This is a genomic window from Pseudomonas sp. PS1(2021), assembly GCF_020405165.1.
GTDB lineage: Bacteria > Pseudomonadota > Gammaproteobacteria > Pseudomonadales > Pseudomonadaceae > Pseudomonas > Pseudomonas aeruginosa.
The window spans coordinates 569,080-593,689 of the sequence record NZ_CP084484.1 but is presented as its reverse complement, the minus strand read 5'-3'; the positions used below and the strand labels follow the sequence as shown (position 1 = coordinate 593,689).

Below are 24,610 nucleotides of genomic sequence, written 5' to 3'. Positions count from 1 at the left end.
TCAGACGTTGACCAGGCGCTCGCGCAGCGTCTGGATCTCGTCGCGTAGTTGCGCCGCCGCCTCGAACTCCAGGTCGCGGGCCAACTGGTACATCTTTTCCTCCAGTTGGCGGATGCGCTTGCTGATCTCGCTCGGCGAGCGCAGTTCGTTCTCGTAGCGCCCGCTCTCTTCCGCCACCTTGGCCACGCCCTTGCGCTTGCCGCGCGCGCCGGGCACCACGGCGCCTTCGAGAATGTCCTTGATGTCCTTGCGCACCCCCTTGGGCACGATGCCATGGGCTTCGTTGAAGGCGATCTGCTTGGCCCGACGCCGCTCGGTCTCGTCGATCGCGCGCTGCATCGAGCCGGTGACGTTGTCGGCGTAGAGGATCGCCTTGCCGTGCAGGTTGCGCGCGGCACGACCGATGGTCTGGATCAGCGAGCGCTCCGAGCGCAGGAAGCCTTCCTTATCCGCGTCGAGGATCGCCACCAGCGACACCTCGGGCATGTCCAGGCCTTCGCGCAGCAGGTTGATCCCCACCAGCACGTCGAACGCACCGGCGCGCAGGTCGCGGATGATCTCCACTCGCTCGACGGTATCGATGTCCGAGTGCAGGTAGCGTACCCGAACGTCGTGATCACCGAGATAATCGGTGAGGTCCTCGGCCATGCGCTTGGTCAGGGTAGTCACCAGCACCCGCTCGTCCTTGGCCACCCGCTGGCGGATCTGCGAGAGCAGGTCGTCCACCTGGGTCATCGCCGAACGTACCTCGATCTCCGGATCGACCAGCCCGGTGGGACGCACCACCTGCTCGATGACCCGCCCGGCATGTTCCGCCTCGTAGGGGCCCGGGGTGGCGGAGACGAAGATGGTCTGCGGACTCACCGCCTCCCACTCTTCGAAGCGCAGCGGCCGGTTGTCCAGCGCCGAAGGCAGGCGGAAACCGTATTCCACCAGGGTCTCCTTGCGCGAGCGGTCGCCCTTGAACATCGCGCCGACCTGCGGAACGCTGACGTGCGACTCGTCGATAACCAGCAGCGAATTGTCCGGCAGGTAGTCATAGAGCGTCGGCGGCGGCTCGCCGGGGGCCCGCCCGGAAAGATAGCGCGAGTAATTCTCGATGCCGTTGCAGTAGCCCAGTTCGAGGATCATCTCCAGGTCGAAACGCGTGCGCTGCTCCAGGCGCTGCGCTTCCACCAGTTTGTTGTTGTTGCGCAGGTAGTCAAGGCGTTCCTTGAGTTCGGCCTTGATCTGGTCGACCGCCTCCAGCAGCGTCTCGCGCGGGGTCACGTAGTGGCTCTTGGGGTAGAAGGTGAAGCGCGGCAGCTTGCGGATCACCTCGCCGGTGAGCGGGTCGAAGGCCGAGAGACTTTCCACCTCGTCGTCGAACAACTCGACACGGATCGCTTCGAGATCGGATTCGGCCGGGAAGATGTCGATCACATCGCCACGCACACGGAAAGTCGCACGGGCGAAATCCATGTCGTTACGGGTGTACTGCAGGCTGGTCAGTCGCCGCAGCAGTTCGCGCTGGTCGATGCGGTCGCCGCGGTCCAGGTGCAGGACCATCTTCAGGTAGGACGCGGGATCACCGAGGCCGTAGATGGACGACACGGTGGCAACGATGATCGCATCCGGACGCTCGAGCAGCGCCTTGGTCGCTGACAGGCGCATCTGCTCGATATGGTCGTTGATCGAGGAATCCTTCTCGATATAGGTATCGGAAGACGGTACGTAGGCCTCCGGCTGGTAGTAGTCGTAGTAGGAAACGAAGTACTCCACGGAATTGTGCGGGAAGAACGTCTTGAACTCCCCGTAGAGCTGGGCCGCCAGGGTCTTGTTCGGCGCCAGGACCAGGGTCGGGCGCTGCACCTGGGCAATCACGTTGGCGATGCTGAAAGTCTTGCCAGAGCCCGTCACCCCCAGCAGGGTCTGGTGCGAAAGCCCCGCCTCCAGCCCCTCGACCATCTGCCGGATGGCTTCCGGCTGGTCGCCGGCGGGCTTGAAGCGCGAGTCGAGTTGGAACGTATCCATGAAAAACCTCGCAGGGAGCTGTGACGCCAAGGAAAATCCGGCGTCAGAAATAGCTGAAAGCATGCACCTAAATGTCGCCGCATGCATCAAGGGGTGTCTATAATAACCCCCCGTTTGCGCAACCCTTTGCGCCCCCGCATAACGGGTTGCGTTGCCCTCCTCTCTTCACACTCCGAGCAGCCGCAAAATGAGTCTGTTTTCTGCCGTCGAAATGGCACCGCGTGATCCCATCCTTGGCCTGAACGAAGCCTTCAACGCCGATACCCGTCCGGGCAAGATCAACCTGGGCGTGGGCGTGTACTACAACGAGGAGGGGCGCATTCCGCTGTTGCGTGCCGTGCAGGCTGCCGAGAAGGCCCGCATCGAGGCCCACGCGCCGCGCGGCTACCTGCCGATCGAAGGGATCGCCGCCTACGACCAGGGCGTACAGAAACTGCTGTTCGGTAACGAATCCGAGCTGCTGGCCGCCGGCCGTGTGGTCACGACCCAGGCCGTCGGCGGCACCGGCGCCCTCAAGCTCGGCGCCGACTTCCTCAAGCGCCTGCTGCCCGACGCCACCGTGGCCATCAGCGACCCGAGCTGGGAAAACCACCGCGCACTGTTCGAAGCCGCCGGCTTCCCGGTGCAGAACTACCGCTATTACGACGCCGCCAGCAACGGCGTGAACCGCGCCGGCCTGCTGGAAGACCTGAATGCCCTGCCGGCCCGCTCGATCGTGGTCCTGCACGCCTGCTGCCATAACCCGACCGGCGTCGATCTCGAGCTGGACGACTGGAAGCAGGTGCTGGACGTGCTCAAGGCCAAGGGCCATGTACCGTTCCTCGATATCGCCTACCAGGGCTTCGGCAACGGCATCGAGGAAGACGCCGCCGCGGTGCGCCTGTTCGCCCAGTCGGGCCTGAGCTTCTTCGTCTCCAGCTCGTTCTCCAAATCCTTCTCGCTCTATGGCGAACGCGTCGGCGCCCTGTCGATCGTTACCGAAAGCCGCGATGAATCGGCCCGCGTGCTGTCGCAAGTGAAGCGGGTGATCCGCACCAACTATTCGAACCCACCGACCCACGGCGCCAGCGTCGTCTCCTCCGTGCTCAACAGTCCGGAACTGCGGGCCCTCTGGGAACAGGAACTGGGCGAGATGCGCGACCGCATCCGCGACATGCGCCTGGCGATGGTCGAGCAACTGGCAACCCACGGCGCCAAGCGCGACTTCAGCTTCGTCGGTCGCCAACGTGGCATGTTCTCCTATTCCGGTCTGACCGCCGACCAGGTCGAGCGCCTGAAGACCGAGTTCGGTATCTACGCCGTCAGCACCGGCCGTATCTGCGTCGCCGCGCTGAACAAATCGAACCTGGAGACCATCACCAAGGCCATCGTCCAGGTCCTGTAGGGAAAATGGGGAAGTCATCGGGAGAGGCTTGACTTCCCCTTTTTAATCAGTAACATACGCCTCGCTGTTCCGCGATAGCTCAGTCGGTAGAGCAAATGACTGTTAATCATTGGGTCCCTGGTTCGAGTCCAGGTCGCGGAGCCAAATTCAAAGCCCTCGGCACATGCCGGGGGCTTTTTCGTTATCGGGACGAAAGTTCGTCCCTTCAGTCGCACCTCACTCGATGACGATCCGCGACCGGTTCTTCTCCAGCAACGCCGGGCCTACCCCTTTCACTTCCAGCAGTTGATCCACCGAGACGAACGGACCATGGGCCGCACGATACTCGAGGATCGCCCTGGCCTTGGCCTCGCCGACACCGTTGAGCCCCCGTATCAGGGCGGCCTCGTCGACCGTGTTGATATTGACCTGTTCCCCCGGCGACACGGTCGTCGCAGGTGTCGTTGCGGCCAGCGGATTCTTGGCGACGGCGACCGGTGCGGCGGAAGCCGAAAACGGAAGACAGGCGAACAGGATGAGAAGCAGAGCGGATTTGATTAGGTGCATGGGTGCACTCCTTCAGAGATGAATGACCACGTAGAGGGCTTCATGCCCATCCACGAAACCACCTTATCGCCGTGGAACGCACCTGGATCGACAGCCCCAGCAAAGCAGTCGCTTCCTGGTCCGGCACCGGAAACATCGTACGTAGAAAACAAAAAAGGCCGCTAGGCGGCCTTTTCCGGAGAACGATGACTCAGGGTTCTCGCCGCCTCTGGCGATAGATCCAGTCGACGATTTCACCGTCAGGCGCATAGCCGCTAACGGTTTCCCGCAGCAACTGGCGAACCCGCGAGTAGTCGTCCTTCTCCACGGCGGCCAGCAACTGCTCCAGCACGACCTTGAAGGCCTCCCAGCTCAGGTGTTCCTCGTTGGCCCGCATGATCATCGGATGGTCGGTGGGATTCACGTTGTCACCGATCAGCAGCTCTTCGTAGAGCTTCTCGCCAGGACGCAGGCCACTGAACTCGATGGCGATGTCACCATGGGGTGAACGCTCGGAACGCACGCTCAGGCCGGACAGGTGGATCATCTTCTCGGCGAGTTCCAGGATCTTCACCGGCGGCCCCATGTCCAGCACGAATACATCTCCGCCCTGCCCCATCGAACCGGCCTGGATAACCAACTGCGCCGCCTCGGGAATGGTCATGAAGTAACGGGTGATGCTCGGGTGGGTGACCGTCACCGGGCCGCCACGCTTGATCTGCTCGCGGAACAGCGGAATGACCGAGCCGGACGAACCGAGGACGTTGCCGAAGCGGACCATGGTGAAACGGGTCTTGTTGACGTGATGCACGTCCTTCCGGTCGCCGAACAGCACCGGCGCCGATTCGTTGCTGAGCGCCTGAAGGACCATCTCCGCCAGGCGCTTGGTGCTGCCCATCACATTGGTCGGTCGCACCGCCTTGTCGGTGGAAATCAGCACGAAGTTCTGCACGCCGACCTGCACCGCGGCCTGCACCGCATGCAAGGTGCCTATCACGTTGTTGAGAACGCCTTCGGCGATGTTGTGCTCGACGATCGGCACATGCTTGTAGGCCGCCGCATGGTAGACGGTATTGACCTTCCAGGTGCGCATCACGTCCACCAGGCGCTCAGGGTTGCGCACCGAACCGAGGATCGGCAACAGGTTCACCGAAAGCGACTCGCGCTTGATCCGACGCTCCAGTTCCTGATGGATGCTGTAGAGGTTGTATTCGCTGTGCTCGAACAGGATCAGCACGCCAGGCGAACAACTCATGATCTGCCGACAGAGTTCCGAACCGATAGAGCCGCCCGCCCCGGTCACCATCACCACCTGACCGCGGATGCACCGTTCCAGCAGCTCCTTGCGCGGTGCGACGCTGTCGCGCCCCAGCAGGTCAGCGATGTCCACCTCCTGCAGGTCGTCCACCTTGACCCGGCCGCTGGCCAGGTCCATGAAGCCGGGCATGCTGCGCACGTGGAGCGGGAACGGCTCCAGGGACTCAAGAATCTCTCGGCGCCGGGCCCGAGTGGCGGAAGGAATCGCCAGGAGAACCTCCTGCGCGCCCGTCTCGTCGATCATCTGGCGGATATGCTTGGCGGTATAGACCCGCAGACCGGCGATGACCCGGTTGGCGATCTGCTTGTCGTCATCGATGAACGCCACCGGACGCATCGCCCGACCGAGACGCAATGCCGCAACCAACTGGTTGCCGGCCGCCCCTGCGCCATAGATGGCCACCCTGGGCAGGCCGTCCTGGCGATTGAGAAATGGTACCGACTGCACAGCAGAGTACCAGTCGCCCATGAAATACTGGCGCATGGCCAGACGCAAGCCGCCGATCAGCAGCATGCTCAGCCACCAGTAGTTGAACACCAGGGAACGCGGCACCACCGCCGGCGGGGAGCGGTACCAATAGACCAGCAACGACAGGACCAGAGCGGAAATGGTGACGGCCTTGGCGATCGCGATAAGGGCGTCGTTGCCCAGGTAGCGCATCACCGCCCGGTACATGCCGAAGCGGATGAACAGGGGAATGGCCACCAACGGGGCGGCGATGAACAGCCAGGCATGGCCGCCGAAGGGGCTGATCATGTCTTCCGTGCCAAGACGCACCAGAAAGGCCAGCCACAATGAGAGCCATACCAGAGCGATGTCCGTCGCGACCTGGAGAATCCGCTTTTGGCGGCGAGGTAATCCCAAGAGGCGTACACGCAAGTTATCCAACATCCTATTAATCAGCCCCCTTCAATACAACCGTACCCGGCCAATCCATTTATTCGATCTGGCACATGCCATTCTGGAATCCAAGTCGCGATATTAGCGGTATTCACACACTAGATAATCGCCTGCACATTCCCTTCATAATATACGTTTCTGCAGAACCAGCCCGCTCCTCTAGCCGAAGGGGCATTCAGGCAACGCGTGGTTCCAGGGTTCCGGCCTTGAACCGAAGGGCCAGGGCTACCAAAGGCAGGTAGCCGATCAACAACGCAAGCATGCCGTCAATTCGACCCGACGCAACAAATAGCGCCAATGGTAGCAACCAGACAAGATTGATACACCCAACTGCCAGGGTGACAGGCAGGTGACGTCCGTAATAACGAGAGGCGTACTGATATGCATGACTGCGATGTGCCTCATATACCTTGTCTCCCCGCAGCAATCGACGCAGCAGGGTCAGAGTGGCATCGACGACGAAAACCCCCAGCAGGATCAGCCATCCCCAGAAGAGTTGCGACGAGACCCAGGCAGCCTGCAGGGAAAGGCCTGCAAGGATGATTCCCAAAAAACCGCTACCGGCGTCTCCCATGAAGATCCGCGCCGGGGGGAAGTTCCAGAAGAGGAAACCCGTCACCGCGGACGCCAGCAGTGCCGACAACCAGATGCCTTGGGATGCATTATTGGAACCGACGCCACTGACGACGACAAGCAGAACAGCACCAATGCACACGCACACAGCCTCGACGCTGGCAATCCCATCGATACCATCCATGAAATTGTAGAGATTGAGCATCCAGACCAAGTAGAACACCGCACCTATATGTCCGACCCACCCTAGGTCGACCATAAAACCGAAAAAGACCAGCGCCGGCAGGCCTCCCAGCCAGTACAGCAGCCAGCAGGCGCCGGCGAAATGCCCGAGCAGACGCCAACGGGCAGCGATATGACCGTGGTCATCCAGAAAACCCAGCAATGCGGTCCCCACGCCTGCGCCGAGGATGCCGATGGCCAGCCTCATATCCATCATGCCCAGGAAGGCCGCCAACAGGACTGCCAGCAGGAAGGAAAGCACGATAGCGACACCGCCGCCTCGTGGTGTCGGAACCTGGTGGGAACTTCGGGCATTGGGTACGTCCATCAGACTGCGAGCAATCGCATAACGACGCAGCCCCGCGGTCAGCAAGAGGGAAAGGCCGGCAACCGCCGGCAACAACAACCACAGATTCATCATTGGTGATCCAGGAAATAGCGGGCGGTTTTTTCCAAAGCCTCGTCCACGCCTACAGGCGGCGTCCAGCCAAGCATCCGACGGTTTTTTTCTATATCGACCTGCAGCGAACCGCACAGGCGCTGAGCAAACGCCTGCTTGTTCAGCGTCTTGGCGACCAGGCCAATCCAACTGGCGGGAACAGGCACCAGGCGCGCGGGCGTACGTAACGCGTTCCCCATTCTCCGAAGCAGGTCAGTAGTGGAAAGATCCTCCCCGTCGCTTACCAGAAAGACCTGGTTAACCGCTGCCGGGTGATCGATACAGGTAGCGATCAAATCGGTCAAGTTATCCAGCGCCACCAGACTGCGCCGATTGTGTATCGCCCCCAAGGGAAGCGGAACCCCTCTCTTCAGCCAGCGCATCATAGTCTGTACGTTGGCCTTGACCCCAGGGCCATACACCAGGACAGGACGAATGATCACAACCTCGAGGCCGGTCTCCGCCGCCAGGTCCAGGAGCGCCCGCTCCGCCTCCAGCTTGGAAACACCATAGGGATCGACTGGATTAGGCAGGCTATCGGCGAAGTAGGGCTGCCCGGGCTCGCTCCCCTCGCCATTGACTTTGATCGAGCTGAGATAGATAAAACGACGAACTCCCAGGGATGCGGCCTGACGGGCCAGATCGAGGGTACCCTGGACATTGGCCTTGCGAAACTCGGCAAGCGGATCGGAAACCGTCTCGCTCATGACATGCACACGCGCGGCACAATGGATCACCGTGTCGATGAGCGATTCCGTCTCCCAGGCCACGGAACTACCCAGCTCCCCCAAGAACAAAGGGGTAACCCCCTCGGGCCAGGGGCTACTCTCTCGACGGTAACCGGCCCAGACCCTGTACTTTTCCGAAGACCAAAAACTCTCGACCAACGCAGCCCCGACGAATCCGGTAGCGCCCGTCACCAATACATTGTGTCGACTCAAGCTCCGCTCCCTAGTGCCCGATAGATATCGAGGTGCTGTTGGACGATACTTTCGATCGCAAAATCACGCTCTGCCAATGTCCGCCCAGCAGCCCCCATCTTCTTCCGCAGCTCCGGAGATTCGACAAGACGCTGAATGGCGTCAGCCAACGCCACTGCGTCACGAACTGGCACCAGCAGGCCGGTTCTATCCGCTTCGATAGCGTCCCGGCAACCCGGCACATCTGTCGTCACGACTACGCGACCGCAGGCAGCAGCCTCAACCAGGACCTTGGGAAGTCCTTCGCGATACGAAGGCAAGACAACTATATGCGAATGAGCGAAGACGGACGCAATATCCTGACGATAACCAAGACACTCGACCGTACCTTCGCTCCGCCACCGCTCCAGGTCGAACTCTTCGATACTGCTGGGATTCCCCGGATCCAAATCCCCGACCAACTGGAAATGCGCTGACACACCACGCTGCCTGAGGATATTTGCCGCTTCGACGAACTCCACTACACCTTTATCTCTGAGCAAGCGAGCTGCCAGAGTGACCACCGGCGTACCAGGACTTTCCGGTGCCGGATGGCACAGCGACAGGTCAACTCCAGAGCCGCGGATCAGGACGGACTTTTCATAAGTGATCGCCCCCAAGCCAATCAGCGCATCCCGATCATCGGGATTCTGAAAGATGACACGCAACCTTTTCTTGCCCAAGGCCCGCCGATAAAGCCAAGCGATCCCTGAGCGAAACACACTGGCCTTCGAGCCCTTGGCCATAAAGACGAAACCAAGTCCAGAAACAGCCGCTACAACTCCCTTCACCGGCGCCAGACGGGCAGCGATACCGCCATATAAGACCGGTTTTATCGTGACCAGATGCAAAATATCGGGGCGTAGCTTCCACAGCAGACGCCATATAGACAGCAAGAGATAAAACTCCGAAAAAGGATTTTTTCCACTTCTGGACAAAGGCAGTTCATGATGCCGAAAACCTTCCGCTATGAGCCTTGATACAGCCTGTCCGGGTCTGGTCGCAATATGCACATCGAAACCGGAACTCCTAGCCCCTGTCGCAATGGGTAGACGATGAGATATAAAGAACGCCGGATCGTTTATCACCATTAGCAAAACCGGCCTCATACAGGCTCCTGACAGCTTTTAGCACTCATACCTAACTTCACCCAAAAATCCCCAGCAAGCAGACTCAATAGACCGGCGACTAACTCAAAACTTCAGTAAATGTCTGATGAAGACGGCGGGACTGAACTTGAAGGGAATATATTTTTTCTACCGAGGAACGTCCGTTCCGCCCGCACTCCCGCCTGAGTTCGGAAGACTGCAGAAGCTTCTGCAAGGATTCACGCCATCCTCTATTTCCCTCAGCCAGAAGTCCTGACTCATTATTTTCGACGATTTCAATATTAACACCAACTGGCGAGGCAACGACGGGAACGCCACATGCCATATATTGAATTAGCTTATATCCACACTTTCCTTTTTCCCAAGGGCCATCGGGCAACGGCATTATACCAATTGTCATCTGCCGAATATATCCTACCTCATCTTCTTCCTTCCACGCTTTGACATCCACATAGACGCCTGAGAAGTAGGATGATATCTCGGGCGTAGCCCCTACAAGGAGCATGGATGCCTGATATTCGACACAGAGCTTCACTAGTTCAGGGGCAATATCGAGTAGATACTTCTGAGTCGAAGGAGAACCAATCCAGCCTATGACTATTTTCTTAGAACAAGACTCATCTCTGACCTCGTAACGTTCGAGATCGATCACTGTAGGAATAATTTCCACTCGAGATGAACCAGCAACCCGGGCTCGCTCAGCTAAGTAGTCATTACCTGCGATCACACATGAAGAGTGACGCATGACGCTATCAATTTTTTTGCCGAGAAATTTTCTGACCAACCAATTCCCAGAAAGATCATAGTTATGAAAAATGGCATCATCGTAGTCAACCACATAAGGCTTTCCAAAAAATCTTAAAAACCTCTCAGCCACAGAAGGAAAATACGGAAAAATCTCTTTTTCAATCCAGATTAAATCGTACCTACAGACAGTGAAAAGTACAAAGAAACGCGAGATGTATGACTTTAAAACATTATAAAAAGAACGACGCCCCGAGGAATAGAGACCAGACAGGTAGCCATCATCAAAAAAACTTCTAACATCTACCCTTCCTCCTTTCGACTCTAGATAATCGATATATTGGAGAGTCCGCAGTCGGCTGCTGGCTCCTAGGCGTGGGTACTTGGAAAGCAACAATATTTTCATAATAGCTATCGCGTAGCGTTAAAGAAAATCCACTTCGGCAACCAGCGGTAAAGCATTAAATAAGCTGACCAGGTTTCCCGAAGAGCAGGAAAGGAAAGTTTAACCATGGAAAACATAGATCTAATGACAGGCTCAAAAAACAAGCTGGACAACAGAATCAAAAACGCAGAAACGGTCGGAAGGTTCTTGAAAATATAGATAAGTCGGCTTCTCAGGGAGTAGAAAAGCCGCCGCGCCTTGATCTGCCTTGAGGCACCTCCACCGGCATGGAATGCCTGGGCAGTGGAAAGGTAAAAACTACTCCATCCAGAACAGGATATACGGTAAGACAGATCAAGGTCCTCTAGATAGACGAAGAAGCGCTCATCAAAGCCACCGACCAGCTTGAAAACATGCCGCCTTACAAAATAGAACGCTCCGATAACATGATCTACAGGCCTGGATGACAAGTGATCCCAATCAGTCATTGCATATCCGAGAGCAGGAAAGATTCGATCAACGCCCATAGTATGCATCAACATTCTTGCGGAAGAGGGAAATCGAGCACAGCTACGACTAACCTGTCCTTGTTCATCGATTAATTGCACTCCACAAACTCCTACCTTAGAGTTTTCGGATCTATTCATGAAGCGAACAACAGAACCTATCGTCTCTTCATAGAGTTCCGCATCTGGATTCAGGAAAAGTATATATTCAGCCTTTCCTTTGGAAGCTCCGAGATTGCAGGCTGTAGCGAAACCGAGATTCTCTCCTGTCAACACGACCTCAAGATTCTCCCGTTCACCAAGAAGGGCACAAGAGTTATCGTTAGAGCCATTATCGATCACAATGACTTTTCTTATCAGTCCGGAAGAGTTTTTAAAAATGGAGTCAACACAGGCACGCAACTGAAGGCCCGCATTCCAGTTAACAACGACAACATCAATAATTGGACTTTCCATCCTTCCCCCTAGAAACGGCACTGTAATTAAGCAATGCTACCGGAATAAATATTACCCACATATAATCAAATTTTGCCAAATATGGATTGGTTGCCGTAGCCATTAGGAATGCTAACATGCCGGACAGATAGCAAAACTCAAAGCTTCTCCTTCCAATTTTTCTCACACGCAAAACTAGAAAGACAAGCAAAAAAAGCACGCCCAAAGCATAGAACAAGAAACCCAGAATCCCATATTGAAAAACAAGTGAAACATAGAAAAGTTCATACGCCCACGGCATTTCTTCCGAACGAATATAATCAGCAATAGCTCCTGCGCCCATTCCGAAGAATGGTTGCTGATAGACTCCCTTCATCAAGGCTTCGAACTGATACCGTCGCTCAAGATTGCTATCATTATCTGAAAAATTACTTATGGATAAAAAAAGGTTTTCGACATACTCAGGATACGTATTATAAAAAATCAAAAAACCCAACATGAAGACTATAAAAACCAGTAAAACACGAGAAATGACTTTCCATTGAAAACGGTCGGCACCCATGGTAAGAAAATAAGCCAAGAAAGGTGCTGTAAAAGCAACAAGCAACAGTGCTCTCCTGCCTGAAACAAATGCTACCAGTAGCAAAAGGGCCAGAAGAAATAGACCGGAAAGAGAGAATTTTCGGCACAGAAGATAACTGACCACATAGGGGATCAAGAATATCAAAGATGAAACATTGGGAAGCGTAAACTTTATATATCTTCCCGCATTATCCACCACAGCAGCATCGCCATACATCGCAGCCATGGACTCATAAACTGGATTGTAGGAAAAAAGGTAATTACCAAAAACGAAAAATATATCAAGAACAGCTATCAAAAGTGCCGCGTAAAAAAACAACTTACCTAGCGCCTCAGATTGTCCTCTATAAGAAACTGCCAACAAAACGAAGAGAACAGGATATACCACCATGACGGTAAGTACCTGTAGAGCCCCTGCATTCCCCCTCAACTCACCATAAATAGACCAAACCAACCCTACACCGCTATAAAACAATCCAGCCAATAGTACATATAGGTTCAGATCAGCCCGAGCGAGGCTAGAGATAAGCGTAAACAATAATGCCAAGATCAGTAAAATGAATTTAATACCGATCAAAGCCGTAGGAAAAACCAAAGAAAAAATCAGAAGAGTAGCAATAAAAAAGCTGGCGACTCTTGCACTAGCAGTTAGCAAATTTCACTCTCCAGCCTGAAAAATAGCTCAAAACAGCAAGCACTATGGTATCCACTAATGTTCTCAGCGACCACGCAACAGCCGCCCCCACGATCCCATGTCGTGGAATCAGAATAATCAAAATGAGGATAAATATTGGTAGCTCTATGGAGTGCAAAATTGCAGTTTCTTTCACCTTGGCGTTGGCATGCAAGAAAGAATAGAACATAGCACCCAACGCATTGAAAAACACTCCAAGACAAAGGATCCTTCCTACACTGATAGAGTCGTCCCCTATATAATCCCCCACCCACAACTTCAAAATAAAGGGCAAAAGAAAAGCCAGGCAAAGCATCCCTCCTCCCATTATCAACAGCACACGCAAGAGCCATTTATTAAAACACTCCAGAGCTTCAGCAAAGGAAGTGCGAATTAAATTTGATATAGACGGAAAGGCAACGGTGGAAACAGCACCCACAAGGATCATCGACTGAATAGTGATTTCATATGGAATTACATAAGAGGTTACCGCTGCAGCAGACAATAAAACACCAATAAAAAACCTATCGGACTGAACAAGAAAAGGATTTATTATACTACTTACAGTGACCCAACCACCAAATCGGAACAACTCAACAGCCTGACGCCGATCATATTTGCAACTTCTCTCCACCAGTGTTTCTTTGAGTACTCCATGAGCTAAACGCCGGAATATAAAGAAAGCCAAAGCCCGAGACAGGACAAGGGTAGTTACAAGATAATGAAGATCCTTTGCATAGAAAGAAACTAGAAAAGGACCACCAAAATTAGTCGCCCCAAGAAAGATACGTAAGAGGTTGATCCCTTTGAAGTTGAGATACGCCTCATTCACCCCTCTATAGGTAGCACTTATAGCTTGCAAAGGTAAGGCAAAAGCCAATAGTAAAACAGAGAATTCTAGCTCAAGCGAACTGACATCTTTATGGGAAAAAAATTCTCCGCCCCCCAGGAGGCCAAATATGATAATCAGGGAAAAGCCCAGCCCACCAACAATGGCGGTGATCCGAATAGCTGTACTCATTATTGTGTATGAATTCATCTCCTCATCAGAGCCACGAATAGAGGAGAGTTTCTGAGTAACAGCTCGACCTATCCCCAGATCAAGTATTCCGGCATAGCCAATAAGCCCCCATGACAGAGCAAGAAAGCCAAACCTTTCAACTCCTACAGTGGCAATGAGATGTGGCACTGTCAGAGCGGCAATAATTAAAGGAAGCCCTAATCCCAGCAGATTCCAAAATATATTTTTTGGATTCATGCAAGCTTACTCTCAGAGCTATTCAGGAAACTGCTTGAATAGAGCTTCATCTTCCAAGAGCCTACTTTACAAAAGATATATACCAAGGCATAGCCTCAGCAATACCAGCCTGGATATCATATTCGGGATTATAGCCTAGATAGGCTTGAGCCTTTTTGATTTCCGCTTGAGAGTGACGTACATCCCCCGCACGAAACTCCCTATAAATAGGTCCTTGCTCATAGTTAATACCGTTCCGGGAAAGCTCAACTTTTAGCGAGTCAAAAAGCTGACCCAATGTTGTGCGACCACCATAAGCAACATTATAAACCTGATTTTTTGCCTCTTCGGTTTCACAAAAAGCAGCCAGCAGATTCGCTTTTATCACATTATTAATGAAGCAAAAATCCCGACTAGTTTCACCATCCCCATTAATATATACGGGCTCACCCTTTATCATAGCTGAAATCCATTTTGGAATCACTGCAGCATAGGCCCCATTAGGATCCTGCCGTTTTCCAAAAACATTAAAATATCTCAAACCAATCAAGTTGAAGCCATAGCAGCGCGAAAAGACATCAGCATAAAGCTCATTGACGTACTTGGTTACTGCATAGGGCGACAGTGGTTTCCCTATAACTTCCTCTACCTTAGGCAATCCTGGGTGGTCACCATAGGTTGAACTACTAGCTGCATAGGTAAGGCTCTTAACCCCCGCCTCTTTGGACGCCACGAGGATATTCAGAAATCCTGAGATATTTACCGAGTTTGTAGTAATCGGATCTGCAATTGAGCGAGGAACGGAACCCAAGGCGGCCTGATGAAGAACATAATCGACGCCCTCGACTGCACGCCTGCAATCACCAATGTCTCTGATATCCCCCTGTATAAGCTTGAAGTTCCTCCATCTCTCCTCGCCAACAAGCCCCCTCACTTCATCAAGGTTATACATATGCCCGGTAGAAAAATCATCCAACCCCACAACCTTCTGATTAAATTTCAGAAGTAACTCCAGAAGATTCGATCCAATAAAACCGGCAACCCCAGTGACCAGCCAACTACTAGTAGTAGTCTCTAGCCTACTTAAAGCCTTAGCGTAAGCGTTCATGACCCCTCCTTACAAGCGCAAGTCAGAATCTGACTTATCCAAGATAAACTTCAAATCATATATTACACTTTCAAGTTTCCCGAATGCCCTGATCTTATCCGCACCAAGCTCCTTGAACTCGTTATGAGCTACCGCTAGGACAACCGCATCATAGTTGCCCTCGACGGGCGCGGAAATAGGAGTAAGCCCATACTCATGCTGAGCCTCTTCAACACTTACCCAAGGATCATATACATCCACGGCGATATTGTATTCGGCCAACTCCCGAACTATATCCACGACCTTTGTATTTCGTAAATCGGGACAGTTCTCTTTGAAGGTCAACCCCATGACCAAAACACGAGCGCCGTCTACATGAATACGCTTTCTTAGCATGGCTTTGACCAGCTGAGAAACTACATACGCACCCATGCCATCATTGAGACGTCGCCCTGCCAGTATGATTTCCGGATGATAACCTATGCTTTGAGCCTTATGGGTAAGGTAATAAGGATCTACACCAATACAGTGCCCACCAACAAGACCCGGCCTAAAGGGGAGGAAATTCCACTTCGTTCCTGCCGCCTGCAGCACGGACTCGGTATCAATCTCAAGTTTATTGAAAATAATTGCCAGCTCATTTATAAGCGCAATATTTAGATCACGTTGAGTATTTTCAATAACCTTGGCAGCTTCTGCTACTTTTATGCTCTCAGCCTTATGAGTCCCAGCCGTAATTATTTCCCTATAAAGAGAATCGACTATCTCTGCTACTTCAGGGGTAGACCCTGAAGTTACTTTCTTGATTGTCGAGACACGATGCTCTTTGTCCCCCGGGTTTATACGTTCAGGACTATAGCCTACAAAAAAATCAGAATTAAATCTTAGCCCGGATTCCCTTTCCAGAACGGGCACGCACACTTCCTCAGTCGCACCAGGATAGACCGTGGACTCATACACCACGATGTCATTCTTTTTCAGAACCTTGGCGATACTCTCAGATGCCTTCACCAGAGGCGTCAAATCAGGCTGTTTATGTTCATCAATGGGTGTAGGCACAGTAACAATAAAGAAATTACACTCTTGAAGCTCACTCAGAGTGGAAGTAAATTTCAGATGTACAGCACTTTCCAGCTCTTCCTTTTCGACCTCAAGAGTAGAATCATACCCTTTCTGCAGATCTCGAATACGACTATGATTTATATCGAAACCTGTGACGGATCGCTTCTTTCCAAACTCCACAGCCAGAGGTAGCCCAACATACCCCAACCCGACAACAGCGGCCTTAATATCCATGAAAGGAACCTCCAACTATAAAGCCAAACCAGAATTGTAAAGCTCTCTTGAATATCCAAAAATCCAAATAGCAGTAAATATATAGACTATTTTGCGCGAGACCTTCTAACGGCCATAACGATGAAAGCAATCATCACTCCCCAAACGAGTCCAGAGAGCGCACCCAGCACTAGAAGTATTCCCTTCTTCGGGCGAACTGGATCATCCGGCACTTCGGCTACTCCATCCTGCCTGAATACCGCGACCTTATTTACGTCCAATTTCAAAGTAGAATACATAGCTTGCTTTTCTTGCAAATTTCGCAAAGCAGGAATGAATGGATCGTCCGACGTTCGCTCTTCCAAAGCCCTGATTTCTGCCCGCAAGGCCTTGGTACCTCTCATATACATCAATGCTCCCTCCATGATAGAAGAAAGCTGCTGATCCATCTGCCCGCCAATCAAAGGGGGATTTTCCAACTTCAGCGACTCGGCTATTTGATAAGCTTCTTTCAAACGATTGATGCGGTCTTCACGACGCGCCTTCGCCGCATCGCGCAAAATATCTATCTGTTGCTGAATATTCCGACTTTTTACCTCAAACTCTCGCTGCACGGCGTCTTGCATTTCCTTCATGGAGCCTTCGGCAGCCAGCTTTATATATCTACGCCCCCAGTCAGCCGCCTGACCGGGATCGTGCTTTTCAAAGATCACGGTGTAGCGCTCACGCTCATCCTTACTAGGTCTCTGTATTTCCATTTCTTCAGAAAGATTCGAATAAAGACGATCTTTCGAACCAGAGCGCTCGTTTTCACTCAAGGAAGGCAGATAAACTTCGCGAAAAAAATTTCTCCGAGTCTCTTCAGCTAAAAGATTTCGCAAAAAAACGGAATAAACATCATTAACGGAGAATGTGGTTAATCCATTATCGGCTCGCCCCAAATTAAATCCTGCAATACTGCTCCATGATGGAGGGAGTACCGCTATACGTGCCTCATAAACCGGCTTACTTAAAAAGGCATATGTCCCGACCAAGGATGTAGTCAATATCGTTATACAAGCTATCAGCCACTTTTCAGCCCACAAGCCTCGTAAAAGCCCTATCAGATCGAACTCTTCATTTTTGGCCACGCGCTGGAAAAAGGTTTCTTCTGTCACAACTAGTCCGTCTTTGATTGGTTGGCGGAAATCACCAGCAGCATGAGCAAAGCTATGGGCTGAAGCTGCTGCATTTTGACAGCATGCTCCAAGATTACAAGCAGTTACACCGCTGCTACCGATCTGGGTCGGCAATCAGCACTAGCGACTGGATGCCGACAACAACTGCATGGCACACCCTCCTAAGCAGGGTATACCGCAGCCCTTTTAGACATTCTAGCTAGAAATTAGTTGCCGCCCCTCTTCCTTTCCCACCGTCAACAGCATGCCGGCAGTGGATAGAGAAACGCCCTCGCTCAACGAAGTGAAAATAGCAAGGGATATCATCAACTGAAACGCAGAGGAGTAGAGCTATTTCATAGCTTCACGACGAACTGGCAGATGGCCTTTGGATACGGAACCTATCAAACGGAGCCACATGCCGCTGAGTACTCCACCTAAACCACCGAGAACAAAGGCTAAAGATACAAACAAGGATAATGGCCCCTCAGGCGTGCGCCACCCAAGGAAAGATAGATTGACACCACTTTGATTTTCCAAGACAAAAATGATGACCGTCAGCGCAACCATCAGTACAACCACCGCAGTCAAAATCCGTCTGAACCATCGCATGGAAAACTCCCTCTTAATCGCCGCCAAGATCACTCCGGCTCGTTGACCCGATCCCGCAACTCCTTGCCCGGCTTGAAGTGCGGCACGAACTTGCCGTCGAGGCGTACCGACTCCCCGGTCTTGGGGTTGCGACCGACGCGCGGGGCGCGGTAGTGCAAGGAAAAGCTGCCGAAACCACGGATCTCGATCCGGTCCCCGGTCGCCAGGGCCTGGGACATTTGCTCCAGCATGGTCTTGATTGCCAACTCGACATCCTTCGCGGACAGTTGCCCCTGATGGGTAACGATCCGTTCGATCAACTCCGACTTGGTCATGGTTTTCCCTTCTTTTTCAAGCGGCTAGATCAGCTCAGGTCTCTTTTAGCATGCTGATCAGTCTTTGAACAGGTCCAAGAAAGGGAAAACGAAAAAGGGCGGCCTAGGCCGCCCTTTTTTATGATGGATCAGAGACTTAGCCCTGATTCTCCATCTGAGCACGGATCAGGTCACCGATGGTGGTCGGACCAGCGCTTTCTACTTCCTGCTTGCGCAGTTCTTTCATTGCGTCCTTCTCGTCGTCGACGTCCTTGGACTTGACGGAGAGGCTGATGACGCGGCTCTTGCGGTCGATGCTGATGATCTTGGCTTCGACTTCCTCGCCTTCCTTCAGGACGTTGCGCGCATCTTCGACGCGGTCACGGCTGATTTCGGAAGCCTTCAGGATACCTTCGATGTCATCGCCCAGGCTGATGACAGCGCCCTTGGCGTCGACTTCCTTCACGGTACCGCGGACGATGCTGCCTTTCTCGTGCAGGGACGCGTAGTTGGAGAACGGATCGTCTTCCAGCTGCTTGATGCCCAGGGAGATGCGCTCGCGCTCCGGGTCGACCGACAGGATGACGGTTTCCAGCTCGTCGCCCTTCTTGAAGCGACGTACGGCTTCTTCGCCGACTTCGTTCCAGGAGATGTCGGACAGGTGGACCAGGCCGTCGATGCCGCCGTCCAGACCGATGAAGATACCGAAGTCGGTGATCGACTTGATGGTACCGGAGATACGGTCACCCTTGTTGAACTGGCTGGAGAAGTCTTCCCACGGGTTGGATTTGCACTGCTTGATACCCAGGGAGATACGACGACGCTCTTCGTCGATGTCCAGAACCTGAACTTCCACCTCGTCGCCAACCTGGACGACTTTCGACGGATGGATGTTCTTGTTGGTCCAGTCCATTTCGGAGACGTGTACCAGGCCTTCCACGCCCTCTTCCAGCTCGGCGAAGCAGCCGTAGTCGGTGAGGTTGGTGACGCGGGCCATGACGCGGGTGCCTTCCGGGTAACGCGCCTTGATGGCAACCCACGGGTCTTCGCCCAGTTGCTTCAGGCCCAGGGACACACGGTTGCGCTCGCGGTCGAACTTCAGGACCTTGACGTCGATCTCGTCGCCAACGTTGACGATCTCGGACGGATGCTTGATGCGCTTCCAGGCCATGTCGGTGATGTGCAGCAGGCCGTCTACGCCGCCCAGATCCACGAATGCGCCGTAGTCGGTGAGGTTCTTGACGATACCCTTGACCTGCTGGCCTTCCTGCAGCGATTCCAGCAGAGCTTCACGCTCGGCGCTGTTCTCGGCTTCCAGGACGCTGCGGCGGGAAACGACAACGTTGTTGCGCTTCTGGTCGAGCTTGATGACCTTGAACTCGAGCTCTTTGCCTTCCAGGTGGGTGGTGTCGCGAACCGGACGAACGTCGACCAGCGAACCCGGCAGGAACGCGCGGATGCCGTTGACGTCGACGGTGAAACCGCCCTTGACCTTGCCGTTGATGACGCCCTTGACCACTTCGTCGGCAGCGAAAGCCGCTTCCAGAACAATCCAGCTCTCGGCGCGCTTGGCTTTCTCGCGGGACAGCTTGGTCTCGCCAAAGCCGTCTTCTACCGCGTCCAGTGCGACGTGGACTTCGTCACCCACCTTGATGGTCAGCTCGCCCTGTTCGTTGTAGAACTGCTCGACCGGGATGACGCCCTCGGACTTCAGACCGGCATGGACGGTGACCCAGTCACCATCGATGTCGACCACGATGCCGGTGATGATGGCACCCGGCTGCATGTCGAGGGATTTCAGACTTTCTTCAAAGAGTTCTGCGAAGCTTTCGCTCATGTTCATACCTGTAGTCAAAGGCCCGGAAGGGCCCGATTCCGCATCACCAGCCAATGCGGTCAAGTCATTAAATGAAGCCGCAGGACAATGTGCTGGTTTCCTGCTAGCTTCTGATTGCACTCCCGAATGGGAATGCCCAGTTGGGTTGTTCTGCGATGGCGTCAGGCAAGTCGGGAGGCAACCCTCGCCGCACCTGCAAAACACCACAACATAAGGTCTGGAATATTAGCAACCAGGCCCTGTATCGTCAATTCCCGCGCCGAGACCTCAGACGTCCCAGCCCTGCCGCTCGCAGTGCCGGATGATCGTCTCGACCACCGCCTCGATGCTCATTTCGGTGGAGTCCAGCAGGATCGCGTCATCGGCCGGTTTCAGCGGCGCGACCGCGCGCTGGCTGTCGCGCTCGTCGCGCTCGCGGATTTCTTCCAGCAAGGCAGACTGGTCGACATCCGCGCCCTTCGCCTTCAACTGCAGGTAGCGTCGACGCGCACGCTCCTCCGCCGAGGCAGTGAGGAAGATCTTCAGAGGCGCATCGGGAAACACCACGGTGCCCATGTCGCGTCCGTCGGCCACCAGTCCCGGCACCTCGCGAAACGCCCGCTGGCGCTGCAGCAGCGCATCGCGCACGGCCGGCAGCGCCGCGACCTGCGAGGCGCCGGCACCGACCTGCTCGGTACGGATCACATCGGTCACTTCCTCGCCTTCGAGAATGATGCGCTGCCCATGGCTGCCATCGGCGGCGACGAACTGCACATCGAGGTGCGCAGCCAGGACCTTCAGCGCCTCTTCATTAGTCAGGTCGACACCATGGTTGACCGCGGCGAACGCCAACAGCCGATAAAGCGCCCCGGAATCCAGCAGGTTCCAGCCCAGGCGCCGGGCGAGCAGCCCGGCGACCGTGCCCTTGCCGGCGCCACTGGGGCCATCGATGGCGAGCATCGGTACAGCGCCGTTCATCAGTTGTTCTCCACGGCCACCCGGATACCGGTCTGGGCACACAGGGCAAGGAAGTTGGGGAACGAGGTGGCGACGTTGGCGCAATCGTGGATGCGGATCGGCCCGCTGGCGCGCAGCGAAGCGACGCTGAAGGACATGGCGATACGATGGTCGCCGTGCGCCCAGACTTCACCGCCTCCGAACGCTCCACCCTCGATGACGATGCCATCCGGGGTCGGCTCGGCCTTCACGCCCAGGGCCTTCAGGCCGTCGGCCATGACCTGGATACGGTCCGACTCCTTGACCCGCAGCTCTTCGGCGCCACGCAGGACGGTGCGCCCCTCGGCGCAGGCGGCAGCCACGAAGAGTACCGGGAACTCGTCGATGGCCAGTGGCACCAGGTCCTCGGGAATGTCGATGCCCTTGAGCCGCGCGGAGCGCACACGGATGTCGGCGACCGGCTCGCCGCCGACCTCGCGCTGGTTTTCCAGGCTCAGGTCACCGCCCATCAGGCGCAGTATCTCGATGACGCCGATGCGCGTCGGGTTGATGCCGACGTGCTGCAGGACCAGCTCCGAACCTTCGGCGATACTGGCGGCAACCAGGAAGAAGGCTGCCGAGGAAATGTCGGCCGGGACCTCGATATGGGTGGCGCTCAACTTGTGCCCGGATTCGACCTTGGCGGTGCTGCCCTCGACCTCCACCGGATAGCCGAAGCCGCGCAGCATGCGCTCGGTGTGGTCGCGGGTCGGTGCCGGTTCGGTGACCGAGGTCTCGCCCGCGGCATAGAGCCCGGCGAGCAACAGGCAGGACTTCACCTGGGCGCTGGCCATCGGCATGTCGTAATGCATACCGGTCAGGCGCTGGCCGCCGCGAATGGTCATCGGCGGGCGACCTTCCGGCCCCGTCTCGATTACCGCGCCCATCTCGCGCAGCGGCTTGGCTACGCGATTCATCGGCCGCTTGGAAAGGGAAGCGTCGCCGGTCAGGGTGCTGTCGAACGGCTGGGCCGCCAGCAGACCGCTGAGTAGACGCATGGAAGTACCGGAGTTACCCAGGTAGATCGGCCCAGGCGGGGCCTTGAGGCCGTGCAGGCCAACGCCATGGACGGTGACGCGGCCGTTCTGCGGCCCCTCGATCACCACCCCCATGTCGCGGAACGCCTGGATGGTTGCCAGTGCGTCCTCGCCCTCGAGGAAGCCCTCCACTTCGGTGGTGCCTTCGGCCAGGGAGCCGAGCATGATCGAGCGATGGGAAATCGACTTGTCGCCCGGTACCCGGATGGTTCCGGACAGGCTGCCGCCCGGCTGGGCCAGATAAATCAGGTCGTTGTTGTGCATGGCGTCCACATAGGCCCGACGGGCCAGGATTTTGCTGAAATGCTCACGGGCTACCCGGGCGCGCGTGAAAACGCCCAACAACTGGTGCCCGTCCCCAGTGTCGACGGCCTCGCGCAGCGCGTCGAGGTCGTCACGAAAAACATCCAGTGTACGCAGCACCGCCTCGCGATTGGCGAGAAAGATGTCGTGCCACATCACCGGGTCGCTGCCGGCGATCCGCGTGAAATCACGGAAACCGCCGGCGGCATAGCGGAAGATCTCCAGGTTCTCGCTGCGCTTGGCCAGGGAGTCGACCAGAGTGAAGGCCAGCAGGTGAGGCAGGTGGCTGGTGGCCGCCAGAACCTCGTCGTGATGCTCGACCTCCATATGCTCGACATCCGCGCCCAGCGCGCGCCACAGGCTGTCGACCAGCGCCAGCGCGTCGGCATCGGTCTCCGCGGAGGGCGTGAGAATCACCTTGTGCCGGCGGAACAGGGTCGCCTTCGCCGCGGTCACTCCGCTCTGCTCGGAACCCGCGATCGGATGCCCCGGTACCAGGTACCGCGGCATCCCACCGAACGCGGCACGCGCGGCACGCACGATATTGCCCTTGGCGCTGCCAACGTCGGTCAATACAGCCTTGCCCAGGTCGAGCTTCGCCAGGTCGGCCAGCACCCGTTCCATCGCCAGGATCGGCACCGCCAGCTGGATCACGTCGGCGCCGACGCAGGCGCGGCCAAGATCCTCCTCGCAACGGTCGACCACGCCGAGCTCCACCGCCAGGCGGCAAGACTCGGCATCCCGATCCACGCCGACCACTTCCCGGAACACCCCTTTGCTCCGCAACCCCTTGGCGAAGGAGCCGCCGATCAGGCCCAGCCCCACCACCACCAGGCGGCCCAGCTTAGGGGTCGACTGTTGCAGCGGCGTGACCTCAGTCATGCGCCAGCACCTTGCCCAGCGCCTGGAGGAAACGATCGTTCTCTTCCGGCAGCCCGATGGAGACGCGCAGGAAGGTCGGCATCCCGTAGCCAGCCACCGGACGCACGATCACGCCTTCGCGCAGCAGCGCCTGGTAGACCGGACCGGCATCGCGAGCCAGATCCACGGCGATGAAGTTGCCCTTCGAGGGAATCCAGGAAAGGCCCAACGCGTGGAAACCATCCTCCAACTGCGCCATGCCGGAATCGTTCAGGCGGCGACTCTGCGCCAGGTAGTCATGGTCGTCCAGCGCCGCGCAGGCAGCCGCCAGGGCCAGGCTATTGACATTGAACGGCTGGCGCACGCGGTTGAGCACATCGGCCACCGCCTTGCTCGAAAGCGCGTAGCCGACCCGTAGCGAAGCCAGGCCATAGGCCTTGGAGAAGGTCCGCGAGACCAGCAGGTTGGGGTGACGCGCCAGGTAGTCCAGGCCATCGGGCAACTCGTCGCCCTCGGCATATTCGATATAGGCCTCGTCCAGCACCACCAGCACCTCCGCCGGCACCCGGGCGAGGAAACGCTCCAGGGCGTCCGCACCGAACCAGGTCCCGGTCGGGTTGTTCGGGTTGGCGACGAACACTACGCGAGTTTGCCCATCGATGGCGGCGAGCATCGCCTCCAGGTCATGCCCCCAGGCGCGCGCCTTGACCGCCCGCCCCTCGGCGCCCACGGCCTGGGTGGCGATCGGGTAGACGGCGAAGGCATGTTCGCTGAACACGGCGTTCAGACCAGGCGCGAGGTAGGCACGGGCGACCAGGTCGAGAATGTCGTTGGAGCCGTTACCCAGGGTCACCTGCGCCGCATCCACCGCGCAACGCTCGGCCAGCTTGCGCTTGAGTTCGAAACCGTTGCCGTCAGGATAACGGGTCAGTTCCGCCAGTTCGGCGCGGATTGCCTCCAGCGCCTGTGGGCTCGCACCCAGCGGATTCTCGTTGCTGGCGAGCTTGACGATCGCCGCAGGGTCGAGGCCCAGCTCGCGGGCCAGTTCGTCCACCGGCTTGCCAGGGACGTAGGGCGACAGCTTTTGCACCCCCGGCTGGGCCAGGGCAAGGAAATCGGACATGGATAGTTCAGCCTCGACGCGGGACGGGGCATTCATCGATGCCCCG

General features: G+C 55.8%; 20 protein-coding genes and 1 tRNA gene. 2 read left to right on the top strand and 19 right to left on the bottom strand.

Annotated features, from left to right (window positions below; genetic code table 11):
- Complete coding sequence (uvrB, locus tag LE197_RS02910; protein ID WP_058017413.1) at positions 1 to 2,013, bottom strand: excinuclease ABC subunit UvrB; 2,013 nt, start codon at positions 2,011 to 2,013, stop codon at positions 1 to 3.
- A 187-nt stretch (positions 2,014 to 2,200) separates the two neighbouring features.
- Here uvrB and LE197_RS02905 point away from each other — a divergent pair, with 187 nt between their 5' ends.
- Both LE197_RS02905 and LE197_RS02900 read left to right on the top strand, forming a co-directional pair.
- Positions 2,201 to 3,397, top strand: coding sequence for an amino acid aminotransferase (locus LE197_RS02905; protein ID WP_033942683.1), 1,197 nt, complete (start codon positions 2,201 to 2,203; stop codon positions 3,395 to 3,397).
- A gap of 68 nt (positions 3,398 to 3,465) precedes the next feature.
- Positions 3,466 to 3,541: transfer RNA gene (locus tag LE197_RS02900), tRNA-Asn, on the top strand.
- 72 nt (positions 3,542 to 3,613) lie between these two features.
- On the opposite strand, the gene LE197_RS02895 is transcribed toward LE197_RS02900, so the two are convergent.
- From LE197_RS02895 to hisC, 18 genes are all read right to left on the bottom strand, one after another.
- Positions 3,614 to 3,943 carry a ComEA family DNA-binding protein gene (locus LE197_RS02895; protein WP_003091430.1) on the bottom strand — a complete coding sequence of 110 codons (330 nt, stop codon included), beginning with the start codon at positions 3,941 to 3,943 and terminating at the stop codon, positions 3,614 to 3,616.
- 190 nt (positions 3,944 to 4,133) lie between these two features.
- Positions 4,134 to 6,131: a polysaccharide biosynthesis protein gene (locus LE197_RS02890; RefSeq protein WP_057388198.1), complete on the bottom strand. Its 1,998-nt coding sequence runs from the start codon at positions 6,129 to 6,131 to the stop codon at positions 4,134 to 4,136.
- A 184-nt stretch (positions 6,132 to 6,315) separates the two neighbouring features.
- Positions 6,316 to 7,353: an MraY family glycosyltransferase gene (locus LE197_RS02885; protein WP_058017424.1), complete on the bottom strand. Its 1,038-nt coding sequence runs from the start codon at positions 7,351 to 7,353 to the stop codon at positions 6,316 to 6,318.
- Positions 7,353 to 8,315, bottom strand: coding sequence for a UDP-glucose 4-epimerase family protein (locus LE197_RS02880; protein ID WP_058017412.1), 963 nt, complete (start codon positions 8,313 to 8,315; stop codon positions 7,353 to 7,355). The genes LE197_RS02885 and LE197_RS02880 overlap by 1 nt, the downstream gene beginning before the upstream one ends.
- Positions 8,312 to 9,442 carry a glycosyltransferase family 4 protein gene (locus tag LE197_RS02875; RefSeq protein ID WP_079753951.1) on the bottom strand — a complete coding sequence of 377 codons (1,131 nt, stop codon included), beginning with the start codon at positions 9,440 to 9,442 and terminating at the stop codon, positions 8,312 to 8,314. The genes LE197_RS02880 and LE197_RS02875 overlap by 4 nt, the downstream gene beginning before the upstream one ends.
- A gap of 79 nt (positions 9,443 to 9,521) precedes the next feature.
- A complete protein-coding gene (locus LE197_RS02870; RefSeq protein WP_079753950.1) occupies positions 9,522 to 10,592 on the bottom strand; it encodes a glycosyltransferase family 4 protein in 1,071 nt (356 codons plus the stop codon).
- 5 nt (positions 10,593 to 10,597) lie between these two features.
- On the bottom strand, positions 10,598 to 11,533 hold the full coding sequence (locus LE197_RS02865) for a glycosyltransferase family 2 protein (protein ID WP_079753949.1): 936 nt from the start codon (positions 11,531 to 11,533) through the stop codon (positions 10,598 to 10,600).
- Positions 11,514 to 12,749, bottom strand: coding sequence for an O-antigen ligase family protein (locus tag LE197_RS02860; protein WP_126547003.1), 1,236 nt, complete (start codon positions 12,747 to 12,749; stop codon positions 11,514 to 11,516). The genes LE197_RS02865 and LE197_RS02860 overlap by 20 nt, the downstream gene beginning before the upstream one ends.
- A complete protein-coding gene (locus LE197_RS02855) occupies positions 12,736 to 14,025 on the bottom strand; it encodes an oligosaccharide flippase family protein (protein ID WP_058017410.1) in 1,290 nt (429 codons plus the stop codon). Before LE197_RS02855 ends, LE197_RS02860 begins: the two co-directional genes overlap by 14 nt.
- Before the next feature lie 61 nt (positions 14,026 to 14,086).
- Positions 14,087 to 15,112 carry an NAD-dependent epimerase/dehydratase family protein gene (locus LE197_RS02850; RefSeq protein ID WP_079743188.1) on the bottom strand — a complete coding sequence of 342 codons (1,026 nt, stop codon included), beginning with the start codon at positions 15,110 to 15,112 and terminating at the stop codon, positions 14,087 to 14,089.
- A gap of 9 nt (positions 15,113 to 15,121) precedes the next feature.
- Positions 15,122 to 16,387 (bottom strand): Vi polysaccharide biosynthesis UDP-N-acetylglucosamine C-6 dehydrogenase TviB, encoded by a 1,266-nt coding sequence (gene tviB, locus LE197_RS02845; protein ID WP_057386782.1) that lies wholly within the window; start codon positions 16,385 to 16,387, stop codon positions 15,122 to 15,124.
- Positions 16,388 to 16,473: 86 nt separating this feature from the next.
- On the bottom strand, positions 16,474 to 17,523 hold the full coding sequence (locus LE197_RS02840; protein ID WP_413247426.1) for an LPS O-antigen chain length determinant protein WzzB: 1,050 nt from the start codon (positions 17,521 to 17,523) through the stop codon (positions 16,474 to 16,476).
- A 351-nt stretch (positions 17,524 to 17,874) separates the two neighbouring features.
- Positions 17,875 to 18,135 (bottom strand): lipopolysaccharide assembly protein LapA domain-containing protein, encoded by a 261-nt coding sequence (locus LE197_RS02835; protein ID WP_079743189.1) that lies wholly within the window; start codon positions 18,133 to 18,135, stop codon positions 17,875 to 17,877.
- A 29-nt stretch (positions 18,136 to 18,164) separates the two neighbouring features.
- The gene (ihfB, locus tag LE197_RS02830) at positions 18,165 to 18,449 is read right to left on the bottom strand and encodes an integration host factor subunit beta (RefSeq protein ID WP_003091441.1); all 285 of its coding nucleotides are present in this window, start codon (positions 18,447 to 18,449) and stop codon (positions 18,165 to 18,167) included.
- Between the two features lie 136 nt (positions 18,450 to 18,585).
- Entirely contained in the window at positions 18,586 to 20,265 is a 1,680-nt protein-coding gene (gene rpsA / locus LE197_RS02825; protein WP_003091442.1) for a 30S ribosomal protein S1, read from the bottom strand.
- A 267-nt stretch (positions 20,266 to 20,532) separates the two neighbouring features.
- Positions 20,533 to 21,222 carry a (d)CMP kinase gene (gene cmk / locus LE197_RS02820; RefSeq protein ID WP_033978822.1) on the bottom strand — a complete coding sequence of 230 codons (690 nt, stop codon included), beginning with the start codon at positions 21,220 to 21,222 and terminating at the stop codon, positions 20,533 to 20,535.
- Positions 21,222 to 23,462 carry a bifunctional prephenate dehydrogenase/3-phosphoshikimate 1-carboxyvinyltransferase gene (locus tag LE197_RS02815; RefSeq protein WP_033971594.1) on the bottom strand — a complete coding sequence of 747 codons (2,241 nt, stop codon included), beginning with the start codon at positions 23,460 to 23,462 and terminating at the stop codon, positions 21,222 to 21,224. The genes cmk and LE197_RS02815 overlap by 1 nt, the downstream gene beginning before the upstream one ends.
- Entirely contained in the window at positions 23,455 to 24,564 is a 1,110-nt protein-coding gene (gene hisC / locus LE197_RS02810; RefSeq protein WP_033971597.1) for a histidinol-phosphate transaminase, read from the bottom strand. The genes LE197_RS02815 and hisC overlap by 8 nt, the downstream gene beginning before the upstream one ends.
- Positions 24,565 to 24,610 lie beyond the last annotated feature (46 nt).

Coding starts and splice junctions, on each gene's coding strand:
- LE197_RS02905 (WP_033942683.1), top strand. CDS start 2,201: ATGAGTCTGTTTTCTGCCGTCGAAATGGCACCGCGTGATCCCATCCTT.
- LE197_RS02855 (WP_058017410.1), bottom strand. CDS start 14,025: ATGAATCCAAAAAATATATTTTGGAATCTGCTGGGATTAGGGCTTCCT.
- LE197_RS02815 (WP_033971594.1), bottom strand. CDS start 23,462: ATGACTGAGGTCACGCCGCTGCAACAGTCGACCCCTAAGCTGGGCCGC.
- rpsA (WP_003091442.1), bottom strand. CDS start 20,265: ATGAGCGAAAGCTTCGCAGAACTCTTTGAAGAAAGTCTGAAATCCCTC.
- LE197_RS02865 (WP_079753949.1), bottom strand. CDS start 11,533: ATGGAAAGTCCAATTATTGATGTTGTCGTTGTTAACTGGAATGCGGGC.
- ihfB (WP_003091441.1), bottom strand. CDS start 18,449: ATGACCAAGTCGGAGTTGATCGAACGGATCGTTACCCATCAGGGGCAA.
- LE197_RS02875 (WP_079753951.1), bottom strand. CDS start 9,442: ATGAGGCCGGTTTTGCTAATGGTGATAAACGATCCGGCGTTCTTTATA.
- LE197_RS02895 (WP_003091430.1), bottom strand. CDS start 3,943: ATGCACCTAATCAAATCCGCTCTGCTTCTCATCCTGTTCGCCTGTCTT.
- uvrB (WP_058017413.1), bottom strand. CDS start 2,013: ATGGATACGTTCCAACTCGACTCGCGCTTCAAGCCCGCCGGCGACCAG.
- hisC (WP_033971597.1), bottom strand. CDS start 24,564: ATGTCCGATTTCCTTGCCCTGGCCCAGCCGGGGGTGCAAAAGCTGTCG.
- LE197_RS02890 (WP_057388198.1), bottom strand. CDS start 6,131: ATGTTGGATAACTTGCGTGTACGCCTCTTGGGATTACCTCGCCGCCAA.
- LE197_RS02835 (WP_079743189.1), bottom strand. CDS start 18,135: ATGCGATGGTTCAGACGGATTTTGACTGCGGTGGTTGTACTGATGGTT.
- tviB (WP_057386782.1), bottom strand. CDS start 16,387: ATGGATATTAAGGCCGCTGTTGTCGGGTTGGGGTATGTTGGGCTACCT.
- LE197_RS02870 (WP_079753950.1), bottom strand. CDS start 10,592: ATGAAAATATTGTTGCTTTCCAAGTACCCACGCCTAGGAGCCAGCAGC.
- LE197_RS02850 (WP_079743188.1), bottom strand. CDS start 15,112: ATGAACGCTTACGCTAAGGCTTTAAGTAGGCTAGAGACTACTACTAGT.
- LE197_RS02885 (WP_058017424.1), bottom strand. CDS start 7,353: ATGAATCTGTGGTTGTTGTTGCCGGCGGTTGCCGGCCTTTCCCTCTTG.
- cmk (WP_033978822.1), bottom strand. CDS start 21,222: ATGAACGGCGCTGTACCGATGCTCGCCATCGATGGCCCCAGTGGCGCC.